Origin of the sequence: Halorubrum sp., assembly GCF_046498025.1 — an archaeon.
Classification (GTDB): Archaea; Halobacteriota; Halobacteria; order Halobacteriales; family Haloferacaceae; genus Halorubrum.
Map to the genome: position 1 here is coordinate 1 of NZ_JAWOBM010000007.1, position 24,434 is coordinate 24,434.

Here is a 24,434-nt window from a genome sequence, read left to right on the forward strand (position 1 = left end):
CGCCCGTCGCTCGTCGGCTCCGCCCGCCGCGCGTCGACCCCGCCCGCCGCTCCTCCTGTCCGCCCGCCGCGCGCCCCGCCGAACCGTTTTGTCGGCGGCCGACGTTCGCCCGGTATGGACCCGACGCCCGCCGAGGTCGCGGCCCGCGCGGACGAGCTCGTCGAGACGTACCGCGAGACGGCCCCGTTCTACCCGGTCGAGGCGGAGGCGGTCGAGTCGCTCGGAGACGCCTTCCGCGCCGGCGACTACGGCCGGCGCGACGTCGAGTGGGTGATCCGGTGGTACTTCCGGCGGCGCGTGGACGCGATCGACCACGCCGAGCGCCGGGCGGTCGAGGAGGCCGTGGAGGACGCGGCGCCGCGCGAGCTCCGCGGGGCGCTGTGGGACGCGATCGACGCGCTGGACGAGGCGGCGCGGGACGGCGAGGAGCGCTCCGACGGCGAGGGCGACGCTCCGAGGCCGGCCCACCACCGCGCGCTCGACGCGCTCACCGACCTCCCGGGCGTCGACGTCGCGGTCGCCTCCGCGCTCTTGTGGTTCCTCGACCCGGACCGCTTCCCCGTCGTCGGCGACCGCGAGTGGCGGGTCGTCGCCGCGCTCACCGACCTCGACGCGGGGTATCCCGACCGGATGACGCCGGCGGCGTACGACCGCTACCGCGACGCGTCGCGGACGCTCGCGGACCGGCTCGACGTCGACGGCTGGCGCTTCTATATGGTGATACAGCGGGTGTACGCGGAGGCGTTCGAGGGAGACTAGCGAGGGGAACGGCCGAGTTCGATCGCCGCCTACCGGTCCAGGAACGGCGGGATCACGACCTCGGCGCGCTTCTCGTCGCCGCGCACGACGACGCTCACCCCGGTGCCGGGCTCGGCGTAGCGCTCGCGGAGGTAGCCGAGGCCGACCGGCTGGTCGAGCGTCGGGCTCATCGTCCCGGACGTGAGCTGGCCGATCCGGGTGAGGTCGCCGTCGGTCACGGCGTAGCCGCTCCGGGGGACGCCGCGGTCGAGCAGGCGGACGCCGACGAACCGCTCCTCGACGCCCTCCTCCTTCTGTCGCTCCAGCGCGTCGCGGCCGACGAACTCCGTGTCCAGCTTCACGACGAACCCGATCCGCGCCTCGTAGGGGGTGCGGGGCTCCTCGTCCGGGTCGAAGTCCTGTCCCGAGAGGAGGTACCCCATCTCCGTGCGAAGGGTGTCGCGCGCGCCGAGCCCGCAGGGCTGTGCGGTCGCCTCGACCGAGTCGGCCGGCGCCGAGGCGGGGTCCCCGACGAACGCCGCCCAGACATTTTCGACCGACTCGGTCGGGCACATGACCTCGAAGCCGTCCTCGCCGGTGTAGCCGGTGCGAGCGACCCAGGCGTCGACGCCCGCGACGGCGGCGACCGTCGCCTCGAACTTCGAGAGCCCCACGACCCGGTCCGCGGGGGTGGCGTCGTCGACCGCGTCGGCCGCGTCCGGTCCTTGCACCGCGAGCATGGCCCAGTCGTCGGTGACGTTCGCGACGGTCGCGTCGAGCCCCGCCTCGGCGCGGTAGTCGGTCCACCGGTCGGTCATCTGCCCGTCGTGACCCGCGTTCGGGACGAAGAGGTACGCCGGGTCGCCGTCGCCCGCGTCGAGGTCGCGGTCCAGTCCGGCGAGCGCGCCGGCGCCGGCGCCGGCCTCGATCCCGTCCGGGAGCCGGTAGACGACGGTGTCGTCGAGCATGACGCCCTCGTCGTTCGTGATCGCCGCGTACTGCGAGTCGCCCGGGTCGAGCGCGTCCACGTCGTTGGTCGTCAGGCGGTTCATCAGGGTCGTCGCGTCCGGCCCGGACACCTCGATCTCGCCCATGTGCGAGACGTCGAAGACGCCGACGGACTCCCGGACCGCGGTGTGCTCCTCGCGGATCGAGTCGAACTCGACGGGCATCTGCCAGCCGCCGAAGTCGGTGAACTTCGCGCCGCGCGCCTCGTGAACCTCGTGGAGGGGGGGAAGCCGATCGGTCATGGCCGAACGGTCACCGGGACGCGCCTAAGGTCTTGCCATCGGAGCGGTCTCGACGCCGGAACGCGCCGGCCATCGGGACGTGCCGGCGCGGAACCGCGTCGCGGGCGCCGACAGCCTCAAGCCGCTTCCTCTCCCTTTCACCCACGTGAATCGGAACGCCGCCGAACTGCTGGCGCCGGCCGCGGCGGTCCTGCTCGTGGCGCTCCTCGTCGCGGCGCTCGCGGGCGCGTGGCCCCCGTTCGTCGCCGTCGAGAGCGGGAGCATGGAGCCGACCGTCGAGCGCGGCGACCTCGTGGTCGTCACCGCGACGGAGCGGTTTCCCTGGGACGGGCTGACGGGGCACGCGGAGCCCGACGCCCCGACGCGGCTCGGCGGCACGGGCGACGTCGTGGTGTTCGATCCCCCGGACGGGGAGACGCGGCCGATCCTCCACCGGATCGCGTTCCGCGTCAGCGCGGGCGAGGACTGGACCGACCGCGCCGACCCGGCGCTGCTCGACGGCGACTGCGACGCGATCGAGGCCTGTCCCGCGCCGTACGACGGGTACGTGACCTACGGCGACGCGAACGGGGAGTACGACCAGAGCGCGGGGATCGCCCCGATCGTCCGCGAGGAGTGGATCTCGGCGAAGGCGCTTGTGGCGGTCCCGAACCTCGGCTGGTTCCGAGTCGGCGTCGACGCCGCGGTCGCCCGGATCGGCCTCCTGCCGACCGCCGTGGGCGTCACCGGCCTCGCGGCGGCCGCGGGCGGCGTCGGCGCGGTGGTCATCGGCCGGGCCGGGCGCGGGCGCGAATCGGCTCGGGAGTGAGGCGTCCCTCTCGGGAGTGAGCGGTTACTCTGCGAAGCGAGGCGTCACTGCTTGAAGCGAGGCGTCACTCCGAGAGGGAATCGGCGGTGGCCTCCGAACCGGCGTCGGCCTCGGCGCCTCCCGCGTCGGCCTCGGCGTCGTCGCCACCTTCGTCCTCCCGCTCGCCGGCCTCGTCGAGCGTCACCGAGTCGTTCGCGGCGTTGCGGAGGGCGTCGGACCGGCCGAACTCGCCGGGCGCGATCGCGAGGGTCCGGATCCCGTAGCCGTTCGCCGTCTCGACGACGGGCTTGAAGTCGGTGTCGCGGGAGGCGATCGCGAGGACCGACATCCGCCCCTCGGCCGCGAACCGGGCGGCGTCGACCGCGAGCTTCACGTCGACGTCGCCGCTCGTGATCACCACCTCGAACCCGCGCGCCTCCGCGGCCTGGATCAGTCCGGGCGTCGCGTGCTCGTCGAGGTAGAGCCGCGTCGTGACGAGCGGGCCCTCGGCCTCCGCCGCCCGTCGCACGTCGTCGAGGTCGACGTCGAACTCCTCGCGCAACACGTTCGGCCCGTCGACGAACAGCGCCACGCCGACCGGCTCCTCGTCCTCCCGACTGGATTCCATGCGTCGAGGTCGGCGGCGGTCGGAAATATGCGTGCTGGTCCCGGTCGACTCTCGGTCGCCCCGGATTATACACCTTATATCCGTTTTACGTCCTGATCGACGACCGTAGTGAATATACGGAGTATTGAAATAGGATGTCCAAGAATAACGGAGTAAGATGTCGAACTACGACACCTTCACCGTAATTTCCGAACAGAACGATCATGAATGTACCACGCTTCGTGCCCATCCCCGCAACGAGACGTACCACGTGGTCGACTACGCAGACGACGCCGCCCGCGAGACGGTGGCGGACCTGCCGGTCGGCTCGGTCGTCAAGATGGAGCTGACGCGCGCCGGCCGCCGGAGCAACGTCTGGCGCGCCGAGTCGGTTCGGACCGCGCACACCGACGGCGGCGAGCGGGAGTAAGCGGGGACCAGTTCGGCGGATCTCGCCGCTCTCGCGGCTTCGACGTCTCTTCTGTTCGGACGTGTTTATAAAAACATCCGCGGGTGTCGTCAGCGGTCGCGCGTCAGCCGCGGGTTCGTCACGGCGCCGTCGGCGGCGGAGGCGAAGTCGCGGGCGTACTTCGCGAGGATCCCGCCCTCGTACTGCGGCCCGGGCGCCTCCCACGCCTCGCGGCGCTCGGCCAGTTCGTCCTCGGAGAGGTCGACCGCGAGGTCGCGCTCGGGGATGTCGACCGTGACGTGGTCGCCGTCCTCGATGAGCCCGATCGGGCCGCCGTCGGCCGCCTCGGGCGCGACGTGGCCGATCATCGGGCCGCGCGTCGCGCCGGAGAAGCGCCCGTCGGTGAGGAGCGCCACGTCGTCCTCGTGGCCCGCGCCGACGACGGCGGCGGTGACGCCGAGCATCTCGCGCATCCCCGGACCGCCGGTCGGGCCCTCGTTGCGGATCACGATCACGTCGCCGGAGTCGACCGCGCCCGACTGGACGTACTCCATCGCGTCCTCCTCGTGCTCGAACACGCGCGCCGGGCCCTCGTGGTGGAACTCGTCGTCGCCGGTCACCTTCAGCACCGAGCCGTCGGGGGCGAGGTTGCCCTTGAGGATCTTGATCGCGCCCTCCTCCTCCTTCGGGTCGTCGACGGTGTAGAGGAAGTCGGCCTCGATCGCGTCGTCGTCAGGGAGGGCGCCGTCATCCTCCAACTGGGCGATCTCCTCGGCGAGCGTACGGCCGGTGACCGTCATCGCGTCGCCGTGGAGCAGGTCGGCCTCCAGCAGGCGACGGAGGACGACCGGGACGCCGCCGACCTCGTGGAGGTCGTTCATCACGCGGCTCCCGCCGGGCTGGAGGTCGGCGATCTTCGGCGTGCGGCGCGAGATCTCGTCGAAGTCCTCGATCGAGAGGTCGACGTTGGCCTCGGCGGCCAGCGCGAGTAGGTGGAGGACGCCGTTCGTGGAGCCGCCGATGGCGGTCTGTAAGGCGATCGCGTTCTCGAACGACTCGCGCGAGAGGATGTCGGAGGGTCGCCGGTCGTTCTCGATGCAGTCGACGACCAGCTCGCCCGCCCGTTCCGCGACCTCGTAGCGCTCCCGGTCCTCGGCGGGCGCGGAGGCCGAGCCGAGCGGCGCCATCCCGAGCGCCTCGGAGATGGACGCCATCGTGTTGGCGGTGAACATCCCGCCGCACGAGCCCGCGCCGGGGCAGGCGTGGCGCTCCAGCTCGTCGAGCTCCTCGCCGCTCATGTCGCCCTCGGCGTAGGCGCCGACGCCCTCAAACACCTGGACGATGGTGACGTCGCGCCCCTCGTGCTCGCCGGGCATGATCGAGCCGCCGTAGAGGAAGACGCTCGGCAGGTCGGTGCGGATCGACGCCATCAGCATGCCGGGGAGGTTCTTGTCGCAGCCCGCGACCGTCACCAGCGCGTCCATGCGCTCGCCGAACGAGACGAGCTCGACCGAGTCGGCGATGACCTCCCGGGAGACGAGGCTCGCCTTCATCCCCTCGGTCCCCATCGAGATGGCGTCCGAGATGGTGATCGTCCCGAACTCGATCGGCATCCCGCCCGCGGCGTCGATCCCGTCGATCGCCGCGTCGGCGACGTCGTCGAGGTGGACGTTACACGGCGTGATGTCGGCGGCGGGATTCGGCACGCCGACGAGCGGCGAGGAGAGGTCCTCGTCGTCGAACCCCATCGCGCGGAACATCGAGCGGTGCGGCGCGCGCGCCGCGCCCTCGGTCACGTCCCTGCTCCGTAAGCTCTCGTCCTTTTCGCCCGCGAACCGGTCCGCGTCGCCCCCGCGTCGGCGAGGGGACTCCCCCTCGTCGGATGGTGGCTGCTGTTCGCTCATACCTGTCCCTGTCGCTCGGGGGTATTAAACGACCGCAACGGGGCGAGGGTTGCTCGGGGAGGCGAACCGGTTCGGGGTAGGATGGTAACAATCCAGTTGAACCTTATCACCGGTCTAACGAACGAGATCGGATCTCCCCATCATTGGTGGCAAAGATGACTCGGTCGTTGTGTACCGTAGCCGGGGATGAGATCTGTGACCCGGACTCAAAATGTTGCGTGAGACCGTCATCCTTGTTTATCGAAAGTACGTCTCCCGTCACGCTGGTCAATATGAGGCTCTCCCGGGAGATATCGCCTGACGGCGTAATTCGCGGCGCGAGTTCATGCGTGTACATAACCTCACCGGATGTGGCATTCATTAGCGTGGCTTGAGACGGCTCATTTCTCTCCCACGGGTACTGGGAGACGACGGCAACCGTTTCTGATGAAAGGCGAGCGGAAAAGGTGACCCGGTGCCCGGGAACAGACGAAGTCCAGCGTATCTCCCCAGCGTCAGTGTCGACGCGTTGGACCACGAGCTGATCGTCTCTCAGTGATGAAGAGATGATGTCTGTGTCGTAGAAACTCGGATAATCCACGGGTAACCCCGAACGAGACCAGAGGACCTCTTCTGCGCTGAGGTCGACGACCACAGTCCGATACGACTCGGTTCCGACGACGACACGCTGCCCGTCGGAATCCCACCAGTATCCCGGAATCGGGGGGAGATCAAGTTCTGAAATGGTTCGATTCCGAGGATCCACCCGTAGGACGGATCCCTCGTCAGTCGTGATATAGACGTGATCGTTGATGATTACGGGACGGGATGTTATATTAGTATACCCCTCCGTGGGCAGTTCCTGAACCCAGCTAACCTCGCCTGACGCGGTTACAGCGTACACCCTGTCAGTGAAGGTTACATACAGGTCACCGACTGCGATCGGTGGCGTCCCGGCAAAATCACCGAGATGCTCGCGAGATCGTCCTTCAACTACTGATTCGCCTGAATCAGTTCGAAGCAGTGCCAGCCGTCCAGACGGGGTTGCAGCGGCGACCCGATCGTCATCGACGTAGATTTTCTCTGTGAGGAGGTCGTCAGCCACACGCGCAGACCACTCAAAGCGGTTTTGTTGACCACGGATGGCACTACAGCCACAGAGGCCCGATAGGAGAGCGGTCGAGAGAACACTTCGACGAGTGGCTTCCATGGTTATTTACATGAATGCTCACAGCAGGAGAAATTTACAACTGATGGCTGTGATCAGCGTTTTTTGAGGGGTACCACAAGCGGACTGATCAGGAAGCGATGTAGCCGATCGACTGTGTCGTAACGCCTTCCAGACGCTCGTCGACGAGGGAGGTCATGCGGAACTCGATCTCGGTAGCGCTGTTGAGAGTGGCAAGCGACCACAGAAGAACGTGACTGCGTTTTCCGAGCGGATCGCCTTCGTAGTCGCGATCCCGAAGCGGAAGGGATTCCTCGTGATAGGTTCTGGTGGAAATTAGAACGGTGATGAGTTGGATACCGTGGCTGGGGAATTGTGGTGTTGCCAGAACAAGCATCGGACGACCCTTCTCGGAAAGCGGGTCGGTTCCCCACACGACATCGCCGCGTTCCAACTCTTCGAACGTGGTCACTGTACCTCCTCCATCTCGTCGGTTCGTAGCTCTTCGAGGCGCTCCTCGCCGTACTGGTCGTCTGCGGTTTCGTGGTTTCGGTGGAGTCGGTACGCGGTTTGCAGTCGTTCCTCGTCGTCGGTGATCGCCCAGTACGGCCGCTTGTGACGGACGAGTTCACGCTCTTTTAATCGGGAAAGGATCGCACTAACGGCGTCCGTATCCAGATCGAGTCGTTCGGCGATCGTCGCCGCCTTCCACGCGCGATCGTCGCCGCCTTCCACGCGCGATCGTCGTTTTCGTCGAGAAACAGCACGATTCGCTCGGTGTCGTTCCTGGTTTCGAACTCGTCGTCGTCGGCGTCTTCGAACTCGTCGATATCGATGGTGCCGCTCGACATGATTTGTTGTTGGTACCTATGTTAGATAGCTGTTTGGAGTGTTGGTTCTTTATTCAAGACGTGATCTAACGGACTGGGTTGTTGTAGCCGAAGGCGGACTCGACCGAAAATCTCTGTAGCTACACCCGCGCCTTCAGTTCCACCCGGTAGCCGAACGGGTCCCTGACGTACACCGCCGGCGCCTCCCCGGTCGCCCCGAGCGGCGAGTCGAGCCGCTTCTCGACCTCGACGCCGGCCGAGTACAGTTCGGTCGTGATGTCGTCGAGGGACTCCTCGACGACGACGGCGACGTGGTCGTAGTTCGTCGCGGTCGGCGGCTCGAACTCCTCTGTCGGCCAGAGGTGAACGACCGCCGTCGCCGACAGCCGCACGTCGAAGAAGGGTTTCTCGTCGGCCGCGTACAGGGCGTCCTCGATGCCGAACCCGAGCTGATCGCCGTAGAACTCCCGGGCGTCGTCGACGCCGTCCGCGGGGATCCGGAGGTTGACGTGGTCGATGTGGCGTGCTCGCATACCGTCTCGTTCGTCGGCCAGCCTAAAAAAGCGGCAGTCAGGCGAACGCCGTCAGGATCCCCGCGCCGTCGGTGCTACGGCCGAGGTCCGGAAGGGTGGCGCGCTCGGGGTGGGGCATGAGCACGGCGACGGTCTCGCGCCCGCCGAGGACGCCGGCGACGCTATCGGTGGAGCCGTTCGGGTTGGCCGCGTCGGTGACGTTCCCGTCGGCGTCGCAGTAGCGGAAGAGCACCCGGTCGTTCGCGACGAGGTCGGCGTGCGCCTCCTCGCCGATCTCGAAGCGCCCCTCGCCGTGCGCGATGGGGACTTCGATCACGTCGCCCTCGTCGTACGCGGCCGTCCACGGGGTGTCGGCGCGCTCGACGCGGAGGTGGACCGGTTCGCACTGGAACCGCGCGGAGGCGTTGGTGGTGAACGCGCCGGGGGTGAGCCCGGACTCCGAGCCGATCTGCGCGCCGTTGCAGATCCCGATCACGGGGACGCCGTCGGCCGCGGCCTCGCGGACCTCCGCCATGACCGGGGCGCGGGCGGCCATCGCGCCGGCCCGGAGGTAGTCGCCGTACGAGAAGCCGCCGGGGAGGACGATCCCCTCCGTGTCGCTCGGGAGGCCGTCCTCGTGCCAGACGCGCTCGGCGTCGATCCCGAGGTGGGCCAGCGCCCGGACCGCGTCGCGGTCGCAGTTGGAACCGCCGAACTGGACGACGGCGACCGTCACGCCGCCCACCTCGCGTGGGCGGCCGCGGCGGCCGGGTCGACGTCTGCCGCGCCGGTGACGATCGGCGTCGTCTCGACGACGGAAACGGTCATCGCTCTGCGACCGCGACGTCGTAGTCGTGGATCGTCGGGTTCGCGAGGAGCCGCTCGGCCATCTCGTCGGCGCGGTCGGCGGCCTCGTCGGCGTCGGCCGCCTCCAGGTCCACCTCGAAGCGGTCGGCCGACCGGAGGTCCGCCAGCTCGAACCCGAGGCGTTCCAGCGCCCGCTGAGTGGTCTCGGCCTCCGGGTCGAGGACGCCCCGCTTCAGCCGGACCGTCACCGTCGCGGTGTATGCCGTCATGGCCGATACTGCGAAGTCGTGTGTAAAAACGGTTTTGGAATGCCTTTTATATCCACATTCGTGGATATGTCCCGGTCGATCGTGTGGGCGGCAGGCTCCGCGCGGAACGAAAGGGGCAAACCCCTCCGCGTTCTGAACCCGGTGTATGCAGCCGCTCGACACTGCGGAGGTGATCGTCGCATGACCCGCGAACTGACCGAGATCACGGTCGTCGGAGGAGACAAGACCGGACTCATCGCGCGGGTCACCTCCCTGCTGTTCGAGCGGGGGATCAACATCGAGGACCTCGATCAGGCGGTCCGCGAGGGCGTCTTCCGGATGACGACCCGCGTGGACGCCTCCGAGATGGAGACGTCCCGCGGCGAGCTCCGGCGCGCGCTCGCCGAGCTCGGCCGCGAGCTCGACGTCGACATCCAGGTGCGGTTCCCGAGCGACCGCGACGCGCGCCGGATCGCGCTGCTGGTCACGAAGGAGACCCACGCGCCCGAGGCGCTGCTGGAGGCCGATACCAACGGCCACCTCGCCGACGACGGCGAGGAGGCCGAGATCCCGGTCGTCATCGGCAACCGCGGCGACCTCCGGTCGTTCGCGGAGCGCTACGACAAGCCCTTCTACGACGTCGGCGACGGCAGCGGCAACACCGACGAGGGCCGACTGCTCGACCTGTTGGCCGAGTACGACGTGGACCTGATCGCCTTGGCCCGCTACATGCGGATCCTCTCGCCCGAGGTCGTCTTCCGGTACGAGGGCCGGATCATCAACGTCCACCCCTCCCTCCTGCCGGCGTTCCCCGGCGCGGAGGCGTACCGGCAGGCGAAGGACGCCGGCGTTCGCATCGCCGGCGTCACCGCCCACTACGTGACCACCGACCTCGACCAGGGGCCCGTGATCGCCCAGCGCACCTTCGACGTGCCCGCGGGCGCCGACGTCGACGAGATCAAGCGCCGCGGGCAGCCGCTCGAGGCCGACGTGCTGCTCGACGCCGTCCGGCTGCACCTCGCCGACGCGATCGCGATCCACCGCGGCACGGTCCACGTCCGCGAGGACGCGAGCGTCGACGCGCAGCTCGGCCTCAGCGCGGCGGCGATCGACGCCAACCCCGACGAACCGGTCGACGGCACGCCGCTGTCGCGCTCGGAGGCGCCGACGCCCGGGAGCGACTGAGCGCTCACGGCTCGGAGCCGCCGCGGCCGTGAGAGAGACGGTACCGTGACGCGGCTTTCGCCTATCGCCCGTCGTCGTCCTCGATCGAGTCCATGACGCGGGCGTGGAACTCCTTAAGCACCGCCGACTCGTCTTCGGCGAGCACCGTGTCGGAGTCGACGAGGGTCGCCAGCCCGAAGGAGAGCGGCGTCGGCGAGTCGACGGCGTGGTGGACGACGTCGACGTCGCCGGCCGCGACCGCCTCGAGCACCTCGCGGATGCCGGCGAGGTCGAGCCGGTCCTCCAACAGCTCCCGGTACGTCTCCTCCGTGACGGCGAACTCGTCGAGCTCCTCCGCGAACGAGAGCAGCATCTCCGCCGACACCTGCTGTTCGGCGGCCGTCTTCTCGTACCCCTTGTACCGCTTCAGGATGAGGAGCGAGCGCGCCGCGTCGATCCGGAAGTAGCGCTGGAGGAGGTCGGTTCCCTGCACCGCCTCGCGGAGGTCCTCGCGAACCGTCCGGGGGTCTAACCCGCGGAGGATCCCGACGACGTCGACCTTGCGGTTCAGCGGGAGGGCGAGCGAGAAGCCGCGGTCCGCGACCGCGACCGCGACGTTCGCGTCCGTGCGGTTCGCCACCGCGGCGGCGACGAGCCGGGAGAGGCCGTCGTTGAACCGCCGACCGTAGTTCGAGTGGACGTAGAACCGGCGCTTGTACTCGCCGCGGTCGAGCTCCTCCTCCACGACGAGCCGGGAGGGCGTGGGGACGCTCTCGACGCCCGCGTAGGCGACCTGCTCGTCGTAGGTCCGCGCGATCGCCCGGACCGCGTTCCCGTCGAGGGGGAACTCCCGGAGCCGCGCGCGGACCGCGGGGGGGCCGCCCTCGGAGAGCCGGTCGAGCAGCTCGCCCTGGAACGCCAGCACCTCCCGCGCGAGGTCGTAGGAGAGCGGCAGCCGCTCGGAGTACCACGAGGGGACGGTCGGGCGCTCGCTCGTCCGGTCGACGTACACCTTCGAGCCGCGGCGGTACCGGAAGGCGAACCGCTCGCCGCCCAGCGCGAACACGTCTCCGGGATCGAGGGTGTCGAGGTAGCTCTCGTCGAGCGTGCCGACCGGCTCGCCGTCGCGCGTGAGCACCTGACAGCTGAACGAGTCCGGGATCGTCCCGACGTTCGTCATGTAGATCACCCGCGCCAGCCGGCCGCGCTTCCCGACGAGCAGTTCACCGACGGGGTGGTCCTCGTGGTGGTGCGGGCCGTCCGGCGGGTCGTTCTCGTCGCGCCACACCTTCGGGTAGACGTTCCGGTCCGCCAGTCCCTCGTAGTCGGCCGTGAGGTACCGCATCAGCCGCTCGTACTCGGCCTCGTCGAAGTCGCGGTACGGGTGGGCGCGCCGGAGGGTCTCGCGGACCTCGCGGTCCGGCCGGATCCGGTTTATCGCCATCCCGTAGACGTGCTGGGCGGCCACGTCGTAGGCGCCCCTGGGGAGGAACACGCGGTCGACGAACCCGTCCTCGGCGCGCGCGAGCATCGCCGCGCACTCGACCAGCTCGTCGCGGTCGAGCGCGAACACACGCCCCTCGACCGTCTCGCCGGGGCTGTGGCCCGCGCGGCCGACGCGCTGGAGCAGCGCCGCGACCGACTTCGGCGAGCCGACCTGTACCACGAGATCGAGGTGGGGCATGTCGATACCGAGCTCCAGGCTCGTCGAGGTGGTCACCACGTCGAGGTCGCCGCGCTTCAGTCCCTCCTCGATCCGGGTGCGCTGCCCCTCGCCGAGGCTCCCGTGGTGACACCCCGAGTCCGACTCGTCGTAGCCGTAGCGCTCGCGGAGCTCCTGGAGGGTCCGCTCGGCGCCGGACCGGGAGTTCGTGAACACCAGCGTGTTCTCGTGGTCACCGATCAGCTCGTGGAGCGCCTCGTAGAAGCGGTCGGTGACGACGGAGCGCGGCGTGTGGATCGGGTCGGCCGCCGGAGTGCGGAGCTCCAAGTCGAACTCCCGGACGAACCGCGCGTCCACTAGCTCGTAGGGCCGGGGTTCGAGGCCCGCGGGGTCCCCCGCGTCGCCGGAGACGCGCTCGCGCCCGACGAGGAACTCGGCGACTTCGTCGAGCGGCTCGACCGTCGCCGAGCAGCCGATCCGGGTCGGGGAGCCGTCGGCCAGGTCGGTGAGCCGCTCCAGCGAGACGGCGAGGTGGGTGCCGCGCTTGTTCGCCGCCAGCGAGTGGATCTCGTCGACGATCACGTACTCGACGGTCCGGAGCTTCTCCTTGAACTTCGGGGAGTTGAGCAGGATCGCCAGCGTCTCCGGCGTGGTGTTGAGGACGTGCGGCGTCTCCTCCAGCATGGCCTGCCGGTCCGCCTTGCTCGTGTCGCCGTGGCGGATCGCCTGCCGGACGCCGGGGTCGGGAGCGTCACCCGACTCGGCACCCGCGTCGACCTCCGCCTCGGCCCCCGCTTCGACCTCCGCCTCTGCCCCCGCGTCGACCTCCGCCTCTGCCCCCGCTTCGCTCCCCGCGTCCCGCGCCGCCGCGATCCCCTCGAGCGGGACTTCCAGGTTCCGCTTGATGTCGTTTGCGAGCGACTTCAGCGGCGAGACGTACAGGCAGTACACCGAGTTCTCCAGCTCTCCCGCCCGTTCGCGGGCGAAGAGGTCGTTGAGCACCGCGGTGAAAGAGGCGAGCGTCTTGCCGCTGCCGGTCGGCGCGGCGACGAGGCAGTTCCGACCGTCGTCGACGTGCGGGATGGCCTCGCGCTGCGGCGGGGTGAAGAAGCCGCCGTTCTCGCCGACGTACTCGCCGAACTCCGAGACCCACCAGCGGCGGACCGGCGGCGAGAGCCGGTCGAGCACGTCGGCGTCCGGGAGCGGCACCGTCTCGGGGTCGAACTCGACGGTCGGAGCGCCGTCGTCGCCGGAGGCGCCTTCCGCCGCTCCGTCGTCGGACTGCGTCCGACTGCTAGAGGGACTTCGTCCCTCGCTGTCCCCGGCGAGTGCCTCCCGGAGAAGCGCTCGCGCCGAGGGCCCCTCCGCCTCGCGTTCCGTGACCTCGCTCACTATCCCTCACGTGGGCGCGCGGAGGGATATCGGTTGTGTCGGTGGAGCCGACCGCTTCCGCCGGCGCGCGGGACGCGCCCCTCGCGGCGGTGTGGGAACCGCCCGGTTTATCCGGGGTCCGGTCGTGGCGGCGCACGTATGAGTGGAACCTCGCCGGCGACGGAGCGGGAGATCGACCGCAACCTGTTCGTCACCGTCTCGGGGCCGCCGGGTTGCGGCGCGACGACGCTGGTCGAGGGGCTGGCGGAGGCGCTCGACTGCGGCTTCGTCTCCGGGGGCGAGCTGTTCCGCGAGATCGCCGCCGAGCGCGACATGAGCCTCTCCCAGCTGATCGCGAAGACCGGCGAGTCCGAGGAGATCGACCGCGCCCTGGACCGTCGGCTCCGCCGGATCGCGGAGAAGTGGGGCGCCGCCAACAAGGCGTTCGTCCTGGAGTCGCGGCTCGCCGGGTGGATCGCCGGGAACCGCGCCGACGTCCGGATCTGGCTCGACGCGCCGGACGAGGTGCGCGCCGACCGGACGCTCGACCGCGAGGAGATGACCTCGGAGATGCAGGTCCGCGAGGTGATAGAGGAGAAGCGCTACCGGTCGTACTACGGGATCGACCTGTCGGACCGCTCCATCTACGACCTCGCGATCAACACGGGGCGGTGGGACCCGCAGACGACGCTCGCCGTCGCGCTCACCGCGATCGAGGGGTACGACGTCGACGCCGACGAGGGCGCGTTCGACACGCCCGACTTCGAGATCTGAGCGGCTCGCGTCCGGCTCTCCGCCGACCCCCGCTCGACGATCGCCGGCGGCGGAGTCGGGTCGAGTCCCGGCGGGGGGCGGGTGACGTACAACAGTAAAGTGCCCGTGCCACGGAGCCACCGGCATGGCCGACAGAGAGATCGACGACGTGGACAGGGCGATCCTGTACGCGTTACAGGAGGACGCTCGGGACATGTCGTCGGGGGACATCGCGGAGCGAACCGGCACCTCGGACAGCACCGTCCGCAAGCGCATCCAGCGCCTCGAGTCCGACGGCGTCATCAAGGGGTACAGCGCGGACATCGACTACCAGCTGTCCGGCTATCCGCTCCGAATGCTGCTCTACTGTACCGCCTCGATAGCCGAGCGCGGCGAACTCGTCGACGACATCCTCTCGATCGAAGGCGTCGTCTCGGTGCAGGAACTGGTCACCGGTGAACAGAACCTCCTCGTGACCGCCGTCGGCGAGTCCGACAGCGACATCACGCCCGTCGCACAGCGACTCCTCGACATGGGGCTCGGCGTCACCGACGAGGTCCTCGTCCGGAGCCACGAGACGACGCCGTTCGGCGGGTTCGACGACGACGACGAGGGGTAACCGACGACCCCCGACGAGGGGTAACCGACGACCCCCGACGCGCGTCACACGACGACCCGCTTGATGTCGAGCGCAGTCGCGCGGCGGACGACGGCGCGGACCGGATCGACCGAGTCGGCCAGGTTGTCCGAGTCGCCGTCGAGGACGACGAGCGCCGCCCGGCGACCGGGCGCGATGACCCCGCAGTCGAGACCGGCGATCTCGGCGCCCGCGGCGGTCGCCATCCGCAGCACCTCTCGCGCGGTCACGTCGAACCGGTTCGCCGCGTCCGCCATCTCCCGGAACATCGACGGGCCGTTCAGCATGACGTTGTCCGTCCCGAGCGCGACCGTCGTGTGATCGAGCAGCTCCCGTATCGGCGGGTCCCCGACGCCGAGAACCGCGTTCGCACGCGGACAGACGGCGATCGGTACCGACCCAGCCGCGACCCGCTCCAGGTGCTCCGCCTCGGCGTGGACCATGTGCACGAGCAGGTCCGGGTCCAGGTCGAGCGCGGGGTGGATGTCGGTCGCGTCCGGCTCGCCGGCGTGGATGGCGAACGGCACGCCGCGCCGCTCGCACGCGGCGCGCTGGTCCGCGAACTCGGCGTCGTTCGCGCCGGACGCCCCGTAGCCGTCGGCGACGTCCAGGACCGAGGGGTCGTCGCTCCCGAAGATGAACGGGTCGACTGCGAGGGGCGCCGCCGCCTCGCGGAGCGCGCTCGCTCCGTCCGTCCCGTTCTCCCGGAAGTCCAGACAGGTGACCGTGCCGGTCCGGCGCATCAGGCGGAGCGTCCGACGCATCGCCGCGACGAGGTCCGAGCGGTCGGCGGCCGCCAATCTCCGGTGTTTCACGCTCTCCGGCGGCGCCACCGCCTCGTCGAGCGACAGCCCGACGGCCGCCTCCTTCGCGACGGAGTCGCCCACGTGCGTGTGGGCGTTGACGAACGCGGGAAGGACGATGTCCGTCGACTCCGTGGCCGTCTCCTCGACGGCCTCGATCCGGCCGTCCTCGACGACGAGACGACCACGGACCGGCTCGTACGACTCCCCGCGGAGGATCGTCCCCGTGAGTTCTTCCATACGCTCGGTCCGACCGGGAGAACGATATGGTTTTCTGAGCGCTCCCGGCGAACGACTCGGGAACGCCCGCGGCCTCCGGCGCCGATCGCGTCATTACGGCGGCCGCTCGACACCGCTGCCGTCCCGGGCAGTCTAGTGAGCGGGAAGAAAACCATAACGTTCTTTAATAATATTTTTTCGAACGAATTGTGATTATGAGTAGATTTATTAGCTAATCTGTTCTTGAGAGGTGGTAAGGACGACCAGTGTCCGGTTGTCGGAGGTGCGGCGACCGCCGGACGCGGTCGTTCCACCCGAACGATGACAGGAGGAACCTCGAAGACGAAGGTCGGAGCACTCCCGGAAACGACGGCGGCGTCACCGCTCGTGCCCGTCGCACTCACGTGGCTCGTGTGGTCGCTGTTCGCCGCGAGCGTCGCGGCGCTCGTCGGCCGACTCCGACTCGACGGTCCCTGGCAGGTCGCCGGGGTGCTCTCCGTCGACGGCCTGACGGTGCTGATGTGGGTGGTCGTCACCTTCTTCGGCGGGATCGTCCTCAGCTACTCGCGCCGGTACATGGCGGGGAGCAGCCACGAGACGGCGTTCTTCCTCGCGGCGTTCGGGTTCACGACGCTCGTGATGGCGCTCGTGGCGGCCGATCACGTCGCCCTCTTCGGCCTCCTGTGGCTCGCGATGGGGCTGACGATGGCGACGCTGATCGGGACCGTCAGCGGCTGGGAACAGGCCCGGGCGGCGGCGTCGGTCGCCCGCCGGTACTTCCTCGCCAGCAGCGCGCTGCTCGGCGTCGCGCTGACCGCGCTCTGGTGGACCACCGGGGCGACGACGATCACCGGGATCGCCGCGGCCGCGGACGGGCTCGGCGGCCCGGTCTGGCTCGTCGCCGCCGTCGCGCTCGTGCTGGCGGCGGTGATCCAGTCCGCGCTCGTCCCCTTCCACGGCTGGCTGATCTCGTCGATGACCGCCCCCACGCCGGCGTCGGCGCTGATGCACGCCGGGTTCGTCAACGCGGGCGGCGTCCTGCTACTCCGGTTCGCGCCGGTCGTCACCGTCGACGCCACGCTCATGCTCGCGGTCGTCGCGGTCGGCGCCGCCAGCGCCCTCCTCGGGAAGCTCTTCAAGTCGGTCCGGCCGGACGTGAAAAGCGAGCTCGGCTGCTCGACGGTCGGGCAGATGGGCTTTATGATCATGCAGGCCGGGCTGGGCTTTTTCGGCGCCGCGATCACCCACCTCATCCTCCACGGGTTCTACAAGGCGTACCAGTTCCTCGGCGCGGGCGGTCGGGTCCACCGCGCGAGCCCGGACGGGACGTCGCCGGCCGAGAGGGGGGTCGACGACGCGGTCGTCACCATCGCGACCGGGCTGGCCGGCGGGGCGCTGTTCGCCGCCTTGACCGGGAAGGGAACCAGCGTCGACGGCGGCCTCCTGCTCGTCCTGTTCGTGGTGATCACCACGCTCCACGCGGCGCGCAGCGCGGTGCAACACGCGTCGCTTCCGACGGCGGTCCGCTACGGGGCGGTCCCGGCCGTGTTCCTCCCGGCCATCGCCGTCTACGCCCTCGTGTACCGCGCGGTCTCGGGGGTCCTCTCCGACCTGCCCGTCGTCGCGGCGCCGACCGAGCTGACGGCGCTTCACGGGGTCGTGGCCGCCGTCTTCGTCGGGGTCTACGTCGCCATGGAGCTCGGCGTTCACGAACGGAGCGGGCGGCTCTACGTGCTGCTTTTGAACGCCGGCCAGCCGGCGCCTCGGACCGTTCTGACCGACGCGGAGGACTACAATGAGTACTGAAGCCACAATCCAAGACAGCATCGACGACGCGGCGACGACCGTCGGGTCGGTCTGGCCGATCCACTCGTTCGTGACGGCGAACCCACTTTCGGGGTTCGAGAACCTGCCCTTCGGGGAAGCGGTGACGCAGGCGGCCGACCTGTTGGGCGGTCGCGGCTACCCGACCCCGGAGACGTTCCGCGCGGCGCTCGAGGACGGCCGTATCGACACCGACCGCCTCGACGCGGAGCTCGCGGCGCGGGGCTACGACGACGACCCGGCGACGCTGCTCGGGCGGATGGACGTCGAGGTCGAGTCAACGGAACCAGATACTGACACCCAGCGCGCCGAGCGCGTCCTGACGAAGTGGCTGTCGGCCTTCCTCGACGAGGGGTGCGCCAAGTGGTCGATGCCGAACCGCGAGGCCGGGTTCTACGCCGCCGTCCGCGAGGTGGCCGCGTACGACGGCGAGATCCCCGACAACGGGGTCGTCGCGTCGCTCCCCGAGACGCCGACCGAGGCCATCGAGGCCGCGCTGGAGCCGTACCCGGAGAGCCAGTACGTCCCAATCTTCGAGGAGCAGCTGGCGGCGCTCCCGGGCTGGACCGGGCTGATCAAACAGCGCGCGGCCGACGGGAACGAGTGGCAGTCGGCGCACCCGATCACGCTCGCGGAGTACCTCGCGGTCCGCCTGGCGCTGCTCGACGGGTTCGGCGTCGACCTCCGGCCGTCCACCGGTCCCGACAGCACCGAGGCGGACCCGGCCGACGAGCTCGCGGAGGCGTTCCTGAGCGCGTGGGAGGCGAGTTACCGCGCCGAGCTCGTCGAGCGCGTCGCCGACGAGGGTCGGTCGCTGCCCGACTCCGAGCCGCCGGACCGCCCCGACGCGCAGCTGGTCTTCTGTATCGACACCCGCTCGGAGCCGATCCGCCGGCACGTCGAGCGCGCGGGCGACTACGAGACCCACGGCTACGCCGGCTTCTTCGGGGTCCCCGTGGAGTACCGGGGCTACGACGCGGCGACGTCGGTCTCGGCCTGCCCGCCCATCCTCGAGGCGCAGCACCACGTCAGCGAGGTCCCGACCGACCGGGAGGCGCAGGCGCGCCACGACCGGTGGTCGAGCGTTCGGGACGCCGCTGACGCGGTCGTCGACACGCTGAAATCGAACCCCGCCGGGGCCTTCGGGTTCGTCGAGAGCGCCGGCGGGGGGTACGGGCTGGCGCTCGCGGCGCGCACGCTGGTTCCCGGACGCGTGCGCGACCTGCTGCGGACCGCCGACGACGCGGTGCCCGACGATCACGAGTTCTGCGAGCAGATCGTCGGGCACCAGCACACCTACGTCGGCGACCTCCCGGTGGGACTGACCCGCGACGAGAAGGTCGAGTACGCCGCGACCGCCTTCGACCTGATGGGCTGGACGTCGTTCGCCCGGCTCGTCGCCTTCGTCGGTCACGCGAGCGAGACGGCGAACAACCCGTACGACTCCAGCCTGGACTGCGGCGCGTGCGCCGGCAATCCCGGGGGACCGAACGCCCGCGTCCTCGCGGCGATCTGCAACGACGGCGACGTCAGGGCGGCGCTGCGCGACCGCGGCTTCGAGATCCCCGACGACACCGTCTTCGTGGCCGGGGAGCACAACACGACGACTGACGAGATCGAGCTGTACGGCGACGTGCCCGAGAGCCACGCGGCGGACCTCGACCGGCTGCGCGCGGACCTGGCCGGCGCCCGCGAGAGCGCGACCGCCGAGCGCGTCGAGTCGATGGGCGGCGACGCCTCGGCGGGCGTGGACGAGGCGACCCGGCGCGCCGCCGACTGGGCGGAGACGCGCCCCGAGTGGGGCCTCGCGGGCAACGCCGGCTTCGTGGTCGGTCCCCGCGGCCTGACGAGCGACCTCGACCTCGACGGCCGCGCGTTCCTCCACTCGTACGACTGGTCGACCGACCCCGACGGCGAGGCGCTCGAGGCGATCCTGACGGGACCGATGGTGGTCACCCAGTGGATCAACGCCCAGTACTACTTCTCGACCGTCGACAACGCCGTCTACGGGAGCGGGTCGAAGGTGACGCAGAACCCCGTCGGCAACGTCGGCGTCTACCAGGGCAACGGCGGCGACCTGATGACCGGTCTCCCCCACCAGTCGGTGATGGTCGACGGAGACGAGCCGTACCACCAGCCCCTCCGGCTCTCGACCGTCGTTCACGCGCCGGTCGACCGCGTCGCCGACGCCCTGACCGGTCACGAGGCGGTGACCGAACTGCTGGACAACGGCTGGCTCTCGCTGACCGTCGTCGACCCGACCCAGGATCACCGCGCGTTCCGCTACGAGCGCGGCGCGAACTGGGAGCCGACGGCCGAGTCGCCCGCCGCCGAACCGGCGGAACCGGCCGTCACCGCGGTCGCAGACGACTGATCCGAGCCTCGGCGTCGACCCGGATCGGCCGACGTGCGGCGTTCCGGTTCAACGCGCGGCGTTCCGGTTCAACGCGCGGCGTTCCGATTCGGCACGCGGCGTTCTCCCTCGGTGCGTGGCCGCTGGGTGATTTATAGGCGCGTCCGGTGATGGGCCGACCATGTCGTCACCGCCGTTCATCGATCAGGCGTCGGGAGAGCTGGACCTCGGCCAGATCCGGGCGGAAGCCTTCCGGCTCGCCGGGCTCGTCCTGTTGTTCGGAGGGATCGCGCTCCTCCTGTTTCTGCTCACGCTGCTGGTCGGCCCCGGGCGGTTGCTCGCGGGCTTCCTGACCGTCCTGTCGCAGTTCGTGCTGGCCGTCGGCACGGGCATCGTGTTGATGTACGTGATCGCCCGCGGGATCCAGCTCGCCGACGAGTGACCGGCGGCCGCGCGGGCGGAGCGTCCCCGGCGAGGTGCGACACGACCGCGCGGGCCAGGCGGCGGGACGGGACGCTCGCCGTCACGACGGTCGGAGCGTTCTCGCCGAATGGACTCGTGGCGAACGTGTTCGCTCTGACGACATATATCATTTATTTTTGTTACTGAAACACGGGGACTGCGGTCGATATCTCTGGTTCGATATCACTCAAAAAGAAAATTACATATAGGTGGTTGAGCGACGGTGACGCATGGTCGTAGTCACCACCCATGACTAACGTGCTCTCACTCGCGCTGGTCGGCGTCGTACCGATCGGCGTCGCGTTCGTGCTGCTCGCCGGACTCCGATGGTCGGCGGCCCGCGCGATGGGGGTCGGTTGGCTCCTCGCGACCGGTATCGGGCTCACGTACTGGCGGATGGAGCCCGGCTGGCTGGCGGCGTCGGCGGTCTACGGCGCCCTCCAGGCCGTGGACATCATCCTCATCGTGTTCGGCGCCATCCTCCTGATGAACTACCTCGAAGGCAGCGGCGCCATCGCCACGATCCGGTGGTACTTCGGACAGATAGAGGAGGACCGGCGGATCCAGGTGCTGCTCATCGGCCTCGGATTCATGACGATCATCGAGGGCGCGGCCGGGTTCGGCACGCCGGGTGCGCTCGCCGCGCCGCTCCTCATCGGCCTCGGGTTCCCGCCGCTGGCCGCCGCGGTGTTCGGCCTCTTTTTCAACGCGCCGAATCCGCCGTTCGGGGCGGCCGGAACGCCCGTCACCGGCGGCACCGGCGCGGTCATCGAACCGGCGCTGTCGGGCTCGATAAGCGTCGGCGAGTTCCTCTCGATGGTCTCCGCGTGGAGCGCCGTCGTCACCGGCGTGACGTACGTCTTCTGGGGGCTGCTCGGCGTGTTCTTCATGACCTACTGGTTCGGCGACAACGACGGCGGACAGAGCGTTTCGAGCGCCCTGCGGAGCACCCTTCCGATCGCGCCGTTCGCGCTGCTCCTCGGCGTCGTCACCGGGGGGACGCAGCTCGTGATCGCGTGGTTCGTCGGCCCCGCGCTCCCCGACATCGCGGCCGGGTTCGTGGTCCTCGCGGTCGGCCTCGCGCTCGCGAACAACGACGTCCTCGTCCCGGACCGCGAGTGGGACTTCCCGGACGACTCGAAGTGGAGCGACACCTGGCTCGGCGGCTTGGAGCTCGACGAGATCGCTCGGGACCGGCCGAAACGGGAGATGCCCGTGCTGCTCGCGTGGACGCCGTACCTCCTCGTCGCCATCGCCCTGCTCGTCACGCGGTGGCCGGACCTCACGGTCGGCGGCGTCGCCGTCCTCGGCTGGATCCAGAGCTTCACCGTCAGCCTGGACTCGATCCTGGGTACGGAACTCGGATACACCCTCCAGTACCTCTACCTCCCGGGGACGATGCCGTTCATCCCCGTCGCGATCCTCACCGGCCTCCTCCACCGGATGGACACGAGCGAGATGGGCGCTGCCTGGCGCCGGTCGATCGCGCAGGTCGCTCCCGCGGCGCTCACGCTCGTCATCGCCGTCTCGATGACGCAGATAATGATCCAGTCGCAAACGAACACCGCCGATCTCCTCGGGATGATGGAGGCGCTGAGCCGCGCGCTCGCGATGGGCGCCGGCGGCCTGTTGCCCGTCGTCTCGCCGTGGGTCGGCGCTATCGGGTCGTTCATGACCGGCAGCAACACGTCTTCGAACATCCTCTTCAGCGTGCTCCAGTACAACGCCGCCGAGACGGTCGGCCTCTCCCGGACGGTCGTCGTCAGCCTTCAGAACGTCGGCGGCGGCCTCGGAAACATGGTGTCCGTGCTGAACGTCGCCGCCATCTGCGGCGTCGTCGGGATCACCGGGCGCGAGGGCGACCTGCTGCGGAAGGCCATCGTCCCGATGACGCTGTTCGCGCTGTTCGCCGGGCTGTTCGGAATGCTGCTGACGTACGTGCTGGTCCCCGGCCTGTTCTGAGCCGCGGCCGGCACGACATCGGGCGTCACTCCTTTTTTATTGTCGGTTCAATCGGTCGGTCGGATTCCCGACGGAGCGACGTCGCTCCCCGGACGCTCACGGCCGTCTCGGTCGGGCTGCGCGGCATCGCTGACGGAACCGTGGAGTACGGCCGCGGGATTCTCGACGACGACCGGCCGCTGAAAGTCCGGCTCCGCGACTCGTGGGACGCGCGGACCGCGGGGGTCGCGATGGCGCTCGTCGCGAGCCTCTGGTTCTGGGTCCACGGCCACTGGGCGATCACGGGCAGCGAGGCGCGCTGGGCCGGCTACCTGTTGGCGGGGGCCGGATACGACGTCGCCGGCGTCGAGTACTGGGACTCGATCCCGTTCCGCGACGGCGACATCTCGCTGGCCATCGACATGGTGATGATCGCGTCGCTCGTCGTCGGGTCGTTCCTCGCCGCCTACGCCTCCGGCGACTTCCGGGTCCGGAAGCCGAAGCTGAACCGGGTCCCGAACTACGCGATCGGCGGCCTCCTGATGGGCGTCGGCTCACGGCTCGCGGCCGGCTGCAACATCGCGAACCTCTTCTCCGGCGTCGCGCTGCTCTCGGTCCATTCCTTTTTGTCCGGCGCGGGGATCATCCTCGGGGTCTACGTGATGACCCACTGCATGTACCGCGAGGTCGGCTGCGCTATCTAAGTGAGAGTAACGGTTGAAGTTGGATTCGTTGGCTGATACGGCGACGAGGTGGCTTTCGACGCTGTGAACTTCCCAAAATTCACGAACGGTAATTTATAAACGGTTGCTACGAAGGCCGGCTCCGAACCCCCGGCGGCCTATTTATAAATGGTTGATGGTACGGTGAACACCTCCAAAGCCCCAGCCGGGAGGCCGACGTACGCTCGCTGCGCTCCTCACTCGCTCGCTAACGCTCCCTCGTTGCGGTGCTTGGGTCGCCTACGTCGGCCTCCCGGCTGCCCCTTTGAGCCCCGCCCCACACAGCACCGCAGCCTCACGCCTCCCCAGCCTCGCGGCTCGCGCTTGTCAGCGCTCGCCGCGTCCCTCGCGCGTGCGACTCGCGGCCTGTCGGCCGCTCGTCGGCACGCGCCACCGCACCGGGGGGTTACTGATAAATCGGCGCAGACCACACTCGGATTCCGATAATCGCTCGGTTCTCTGGGATCCTCCGCGGCCGGCCGCGAACTCGTGCAAAAATCAATCGGCTATTTAAAAACCGACCGCCGCTCAGGCGTCCGCGGCCGCGCCTTCCTCGAGTTCGAAGTCCCACTCATCGTAGCCGCCGGCCATGCTGGCGACGAGCACGCCCTCCTCGACGCCCTCGTAGCTACTGATCAGCATGGCGGCCTGCTTCGACGACTGGCCGATCGGACACGCGCAGACGACGTCGGTGTCGTCCCAGTCGATGTCGGGGACCCGAGACGGGAGGTTCCCCAGCGGCACGTTGATCGCGCCCGGGATGTGGCCCTGTTCGTACTGCTCGGGCGGTCGCGTGTCGATGACGCGGATATCGCCCGCCTGCACGCGCTCGTTGACTTCCTCGGGGGTGAGTTCCTCGACCATGGTCACTCCTTCCGCACGAAGATGCGGTAGCGGCCGTCGCCGGACTTCCAGACCTTCGCGGTCGCGTCGTCGCCGACCGCCTTCGGGACGTTCTCCGTGCTCGGGACGTGGTCGGTCTCCTGAAAGAGCACGTCGCCGGGAGCGAGCCCCGCGATGGCCTTCTTCGCCTCGACCTGCGGGTACGGGCAGACCTCGCCGGTCGTGTCCTGTACCTCGGTCGCGTCGTCCAAGAGCGCCTGTGCGGTCTCGTCGTCGAGCTCGTCGGGCATCTCGACGACGTCGTCCCACGATGGTTGACTCATGGGGCACGGTACGCCTCCGGCGCCGTAACCCCTTTCGTGACCGGCAGGCTTCTCCCGTATCTCGGACGGGCAAAGGGGACGCACAACCGCGACAGGCGTCGAGATGCCCGTTTCCGT

The 24,434-nt window shown here is 69.4% G+C and carries 23 protein-coding genes and 1 pseudogene; 11 read left to right on the forward strand and 13 right to left on the reverse strand.

All coding sequences use genetic code 11. From position 1 onward, the window contains the following. The first annotated feature begins 114 nt into the window (after window positions 1-114). On the forward strand, window positions 115-759 hold the full coding sequence (locus R6U01_RS01150; protein WP_410284624.1) for a hypothetical protein: 645 nt from the start codon (window positions 115-117) through the stop codon (window positions 757-759). 29 nt (window positions 760-788) lie between these two features. Here R6U01_RS01150 and R6U01_RS01155 read toward each other — a convergent pair whose 3' ends face one another. After that, window positions 789-1,988: a glycine cleavage system aminomethyltransferase GcvT gene (locus tag R6U01_RS01155; RefSeq protein WP_410284625.1), complete on the reverse strand. Its 1,200-nt coding sequence runs from the start codon at window positions 1,986-1,988 to the stop codon at window positions 789-791. A 145-nt stretch (window positions 1,989-2,133) separates the two neighbouring features. Between R6U01_RS01155 and R6U01_RS01160 the strand changes: the two genes are divergently transcribed. Further along, a complete protein-coding gene (locus R6U01_RS01160) occupies window positions 2,134-2,796 on the forward strand; it encodes a S26 family signal peptidase (protein WP_410284626.1) in 663 nt (220 codons plus the stop codon). Window positions 2,797-2,860: 64 nt separating this feature from the next. Here the strand turns inward: R6U01_RS01160 and R6U01_RS01165 are convergent, their stop codons facing one another. Continuing rightward, window positions 2,861-3,403 carry an NYN domain-containing protein gene (locus R6U01_RS01165; RefSeq protein WP_410284627.1) on the reverse strand — a complete coding sequence of 181 codons (543 nt, stop codon included), beginning with the start codon at window positions 3,401-3,403 and terminating at the stop codon, window positions 2,861-2,863. Between the two features lie 157 nt (window positions 3,404-3,560). Between R6U01_RS01165 and R6U01_RS01170 the strand changes: the two genes are divergently transcribed. After that, window positions 3,561-3,812: a hypothetical protein gene (locus R6U01_RS01170; protein WP_410284628.1), complete on the forward strand. Its 252-nt coding sequence runs from the start codon at window positions 3,561-3,563 to the stop codon at window positions 3,810-3,812. 89 nt (window positions 3,813-3,901) lie between these two features. Here R6U01_RS01170 and ilvD read toward each other — a convergent pair whose 3' ends face one another. The 7 genes and pseudogenes from ilvD to purS form a co-directional block, all read right to left on the reverse strand. After that, window positions 3,902-5,695 carry a dihydroxy-acid dehydratase gene (ilvD, locus tag R6U01_RS01175; protein ID WP_410284629.1) on the reverse strand — a complete coding sequence of 598 codons (1,794 nt, stop codon included), beginning with the start codon at window positions 5,693-5,695 and terminating at the stop codon, window positions 3,902-3,904. Between the two features lie 106 nt (window positions 5,696-5,801). Further along, complete coding sequence (locus R6U01_RS01180) at window positions 5,802-6,779, reverse strand: PQQ-binding-like beta-propeller repeat protein (RefSeq protein WP_410284630.1); 978 nt, start codon at window positions 6,777-6,779, stop codon at window positions 5,802-5,804. A 193-nt stretch (window positions 6,780-6,972) separates the two neighbouring features. Continuing rightward, the gene (locus R6U01_RS01185; protein ID WP_410284631.1) at window positions 6,973-7,314 is read right to left on the reverse strand and encodes a PemK-like protein; all 342 of its coding nucleotides are present in this window, start codon (window positions 7,312-7,314) and stop codon (window positions 6,973-6,975) included. Next, a pseudogene (locus R6U01_RS01190) lies at window positions 7,311-7,693 on the reverse strand (MarR family transcriptional regulator). Before R6U01_RS01190 ends, R6U01_RS01185 begins: the two are co-directional and overlap by 4 nt. Before the next feature lie 119 nt (window positions 7,694-7,812). Further along, entirely contained in the window at window positions 7,813-8,205 is a 393-nt protein-coding gene (locus R6U01_RS01195) for a VOC family protein (protein WP_410284632.1), read from the reverse strand. Window positions 8,206-8,242: 37 nt separating this feature from the next. Beyond that, the gene (purQ, locus tag R6U01_RS01200) at window positions 8,243-8,920 is read right to left on the reverse strand and encodes a phosphoribosylformylglycinamidine synthase I (RefSeq protein ID WP_410284633.1); all 678 of its coding nucleotides are present in this window, start codon (window positions 8,918-8,920) and stop codon (window positions 8,243-8,245) included. A gap of 88 nt (window positions 8,921-9,008) precedes the next feature. Next, the gene (gene purS / locus R6U01_RS01205; protein ID WP_410284634.1) at window positions 9,009-9,260 is read right to left on the reverse strand and encodes a phosphoribosylformylglycinamidine synthase subunit PurS; all 252 of its coding nucleotides are present in this window, start codon (window positions 9,258-9,260) and stop codon (window positions 9,009-9,011) included. 180 nt (window positions 9,261-9,440) lie between these two features. On the opposite strand from purS, the gene R6U01_RS01210 reads away from it, so the two are divergent. Further along, window positions 9,441-10,424: a formyltransferase family protein gene (locus R6U01_RS01210; RefSeq protein WP_410284635.1), complete on the forward strand. Its 984-nt coding sequence runs from the start codon at window positions 9,441-9,443 to the stop codon at window positions 10,422-10,424. 61 nt (window positions 10,425-10,485) lie between these two features. Here R6U01_RS01210 and R6U01_RS01215 read toward each other — a convergent pair whose 3' ends face one another. After that, window positions 10,486-13,461: an ATP-dependent helicase gene (locus R6U01_RS01215; protein ID WP_410284668.1), complete on the reverse strand. Its 2,976-nt coding sequence runs from the start codon at window positions 13,459-13,461 to the stop codon at window positions 10,486-10,488. Between the two features lie 135 nt (window positions 13,462-13,596). On the opposite strand from R6U01_RS01215, the gene cmk reads away from it, so the two are divergent. Then, window positions 13,597-14,211 (forward strand): (d)CMP kinase, encoded by a 615-nt coding sequence (gene cmk / locus R6U01_RS01220; protein ID WP_410284636.1) that lies wholly within the window; start codon window positions 13,597-13,599, stop codon window positions 14,209-14,211. A 124-nt stretch (window positions 14,212-14,335) separates the two neighbouring features. Further along, complete coding sequence (locus R6U01_RS01225; RefSeq protein ID WP_410284637.1) at window positions 14,336-14,809, forward strand: Lrp/AsnC family transcriptional regulator; 474 nt, start codon at window positions 14,336-14,338, stop codon at window positions 14,807-14,809. A gap of 44 nt (window positions 14,810-14,853) precedes the next feature. Here the strand turns inward: R6U01_RS01225 and R6U01_RS01230 are convergent, their stop codons facing one another. Next, entirely contained in the window at window positions 14,854-15,870 is a 1,017-nt protein-coding gene (locus R6U01_RS01230) for an amidohydrolase family protein (RefSeq protein ID WP_410284638.1), read from the reverse strand. Between the two features lie 300 nt (window positions 15,871-16,170). Between R6U01_RS01230 and R6U01_RS01235 the strand changes: the two genes are divergently transcribed. The 5 genes from R6U01_RS01235 to R6U01_RS01255 all read left to right on the forward strand — a co-directional run bounded on the left by R6U01_RS01235 (window position 16,171) and on the right by R6U01_RS01255 (window position 23,133). Further along, a complete protein-coding gene (locus R6U01_RS01235; RefSeq protein WP_410284639.1) occupies window positions 16,171-17,655 on the forward strand; it encodes a proton-conducting transporter membrane subunit in 1,485 nt (494 codons plus the stop codon). Beyond that, complete coding sequence (locus tag R6U01_RS01240; RefSeq protein WP_410284640.1) at window positions 17,645-20,047, forward strand: DUF2309 domain-containing protein; 2,403 nt, start codon at window positions 17,645-17,647, stop codon at window positions 20,045-20,047. Before R6U01_RS01235 ends, R6U01_RS01240 begins: the two co-directional genes overlap by 11 nt. A gap of 160 nt (window positions 20,048-20,207) precedes the next feature. Then, on the forward strand, window positions 20,208-20,468 hold the full coding sequence (locus R6U01_RS01245; protein ID WP_410284641.1) for a hypothetical protein: 261 nt from the start codon (window positions 20,208-20,210) through the stop codon (window positions 20,466-20,468). 269 nt (window positions 20,469-20,737) lie between these two features. After that, entirely contained in the window at window positions 20,738-22,450 is a 1,713-nt protein-coding gene (locus R6U01_RS01250) for an L-lactate permease (protein WP_410284642.1), read from the forward strand. Between the two features lie 140 nt (window positions 22,451-22,590). Then, window positions 22,591-23,133 (forward strand): YeeE/YedE thiosulfate transporter family protein, encoded by a 543-nt coding sequence (locus R6U01_RS01255; RefSeq protein ID WP_410284643.1) that lies wholly within the window; start codon window positions 22,591-22,593, stop codon window positions 23,131-23,133. Between the two features lie 546 nt (window positions 23,134-23,679). On the opposite strand, the gene R6U01_RS01260 is transcribed toward R6U01_RS01255, so the two are convergent. After that, window positions 23,680-24,015 (reverse strand): rhodanese-like domain-containing protein, encoded by a 336-nt coding sequence (locus R6U01_RS01260; RefSeq protein WP_410284644.1) that lies wholly within the window; start codon window positions 24,013-24,015, stop codon window positions 23,680-23,682. A 2-nt stretch (window positions 24,016-24,017) separates the two neighbouring features. Then, complete coding sequence (locus tag R6U01_RS01265) at window positions 24,018-24,317, reverse strand: sulfurtransferase TusA family protein (protein ID WP_410284645.1); 300 nt, start codon at window positions 24,315-24,317, stop codon at window positions 24,018-24,020. Between the last annotated feature and the right edge of the window lie 117 nt (window positions 24,318-24,434).

Coding starts and splice junctions, on each gene's coding strand:
- R6U01_RS01230 (WP_410284638.1), bottom strand. CDS start 15,870: ATGGAAGAACTCACGGGGACGATCCTCCGCGGGGAGTCGTACGAGCCG.
- purS (WP_410284634.1), bottom strand. CDS start 9,260: ATGACGGCATACACCGCGACGGTGACGGTCCGGCTGAAGCGGGGCGTC.
- R6U01_RS01260 (WP_410284644.1), bottom strand. CDS start 24,015: ATGGTCGAGGAACTCACCCCCGAGGAAGTCAACGAGCGCGTGCAGGCG.
- R6U01_RS01265 (WP_410284645.1), bottom strand. CDS start 24,317: ATGAGTCAACCATCGTGGGACGACGTCGTCGAGATGCCCGACGAGCTC.
- R6U01_RS01240 (WP_410284640.1), top strand. CDS start 17,645: ATGAGTACTGAAGCCACAATCCAAGACAGCATCGACGACGCGGCGACG.
- R6U01_RS01150 (WP_410284624.1), top strand. CDS start 115: ATGGACCCGACGCCCGCCGAGGTCGCGGCCCGCGCGGACGAGCTCGTC.
- R6U01_RS01210 (WP_410284635.1), top strand. CDS start 9,441: ATGACCCGCGAACTGACCGAGATCACGGTCGTCGGAGGAGACAAGACC.
- R6U01_RS01195 (WP_410284632.1), bottom strand. CDS start 8,205: ATGCGAGCACGCCACATCGACCACGTCAACCTCCGGATCCCCGCGGAC.
- R6U01_RS01225 (WP_410284637.1), top strand. CDS start 14,336: ATGGCCGACAGAGAGATCGACGACGTGGACAGGGCGATCCTGTACGCG.
- R6U01_RS01155 (WP_410284625.1), bottom strand. CDS start 1,988: ATGACCGATCGGCTTCCCCCCCTCCACGAGGTTCACGAGGCGCGCGGC.
- R6U01_RS01170 (WP_410284628.1), top strand. CDS start 3,561: ATGTCGAACTACGACACCTTCACCGTAATTTCCGAACAGAACGATCAT.
- R6U01_RS01250 (WP_410284642.1), top strand. CDS start 20,738: ATGACTAACGTGCTCTCACTCGCGCTGGTCGGCGTCGTACCGATCGGC.
- R6U01_RS01165 (WP_410284627.1), bottom strand. CDS start 3,403: ATGGAATCCAGTCGGGAGGACGAGGAGCCGGTCGGCGTGGCGCTGTTC.
- ilvD (WP_410284629.1), bottom strand. CDS start 5,695: ATGAGCGAACAGCAGCCACCATCCGACGAGGGGGAGTCCCCTCGCCGA.
- R6U01_RS01245 (WP_410284641.1), top strand. CDS start 20,208: ATGTCGTCACCGCCGTTCATCGATCAGGCGTCGGGAGAGCTGGACCTC.
- cmk (WP_410284636.1), top strand. CDS start 13,597: ATGAGTGGAACCTCGCCGGCGACGGAGCGGGAGATCGACCGCAACCTG.
- R6U01_RS01235 (WP_410284639.1), top strand. CDS start 16,171: ATGACAGGAGGAACCTCGAAGACGAAGGTCGGAGCACTCCCGGAAACG.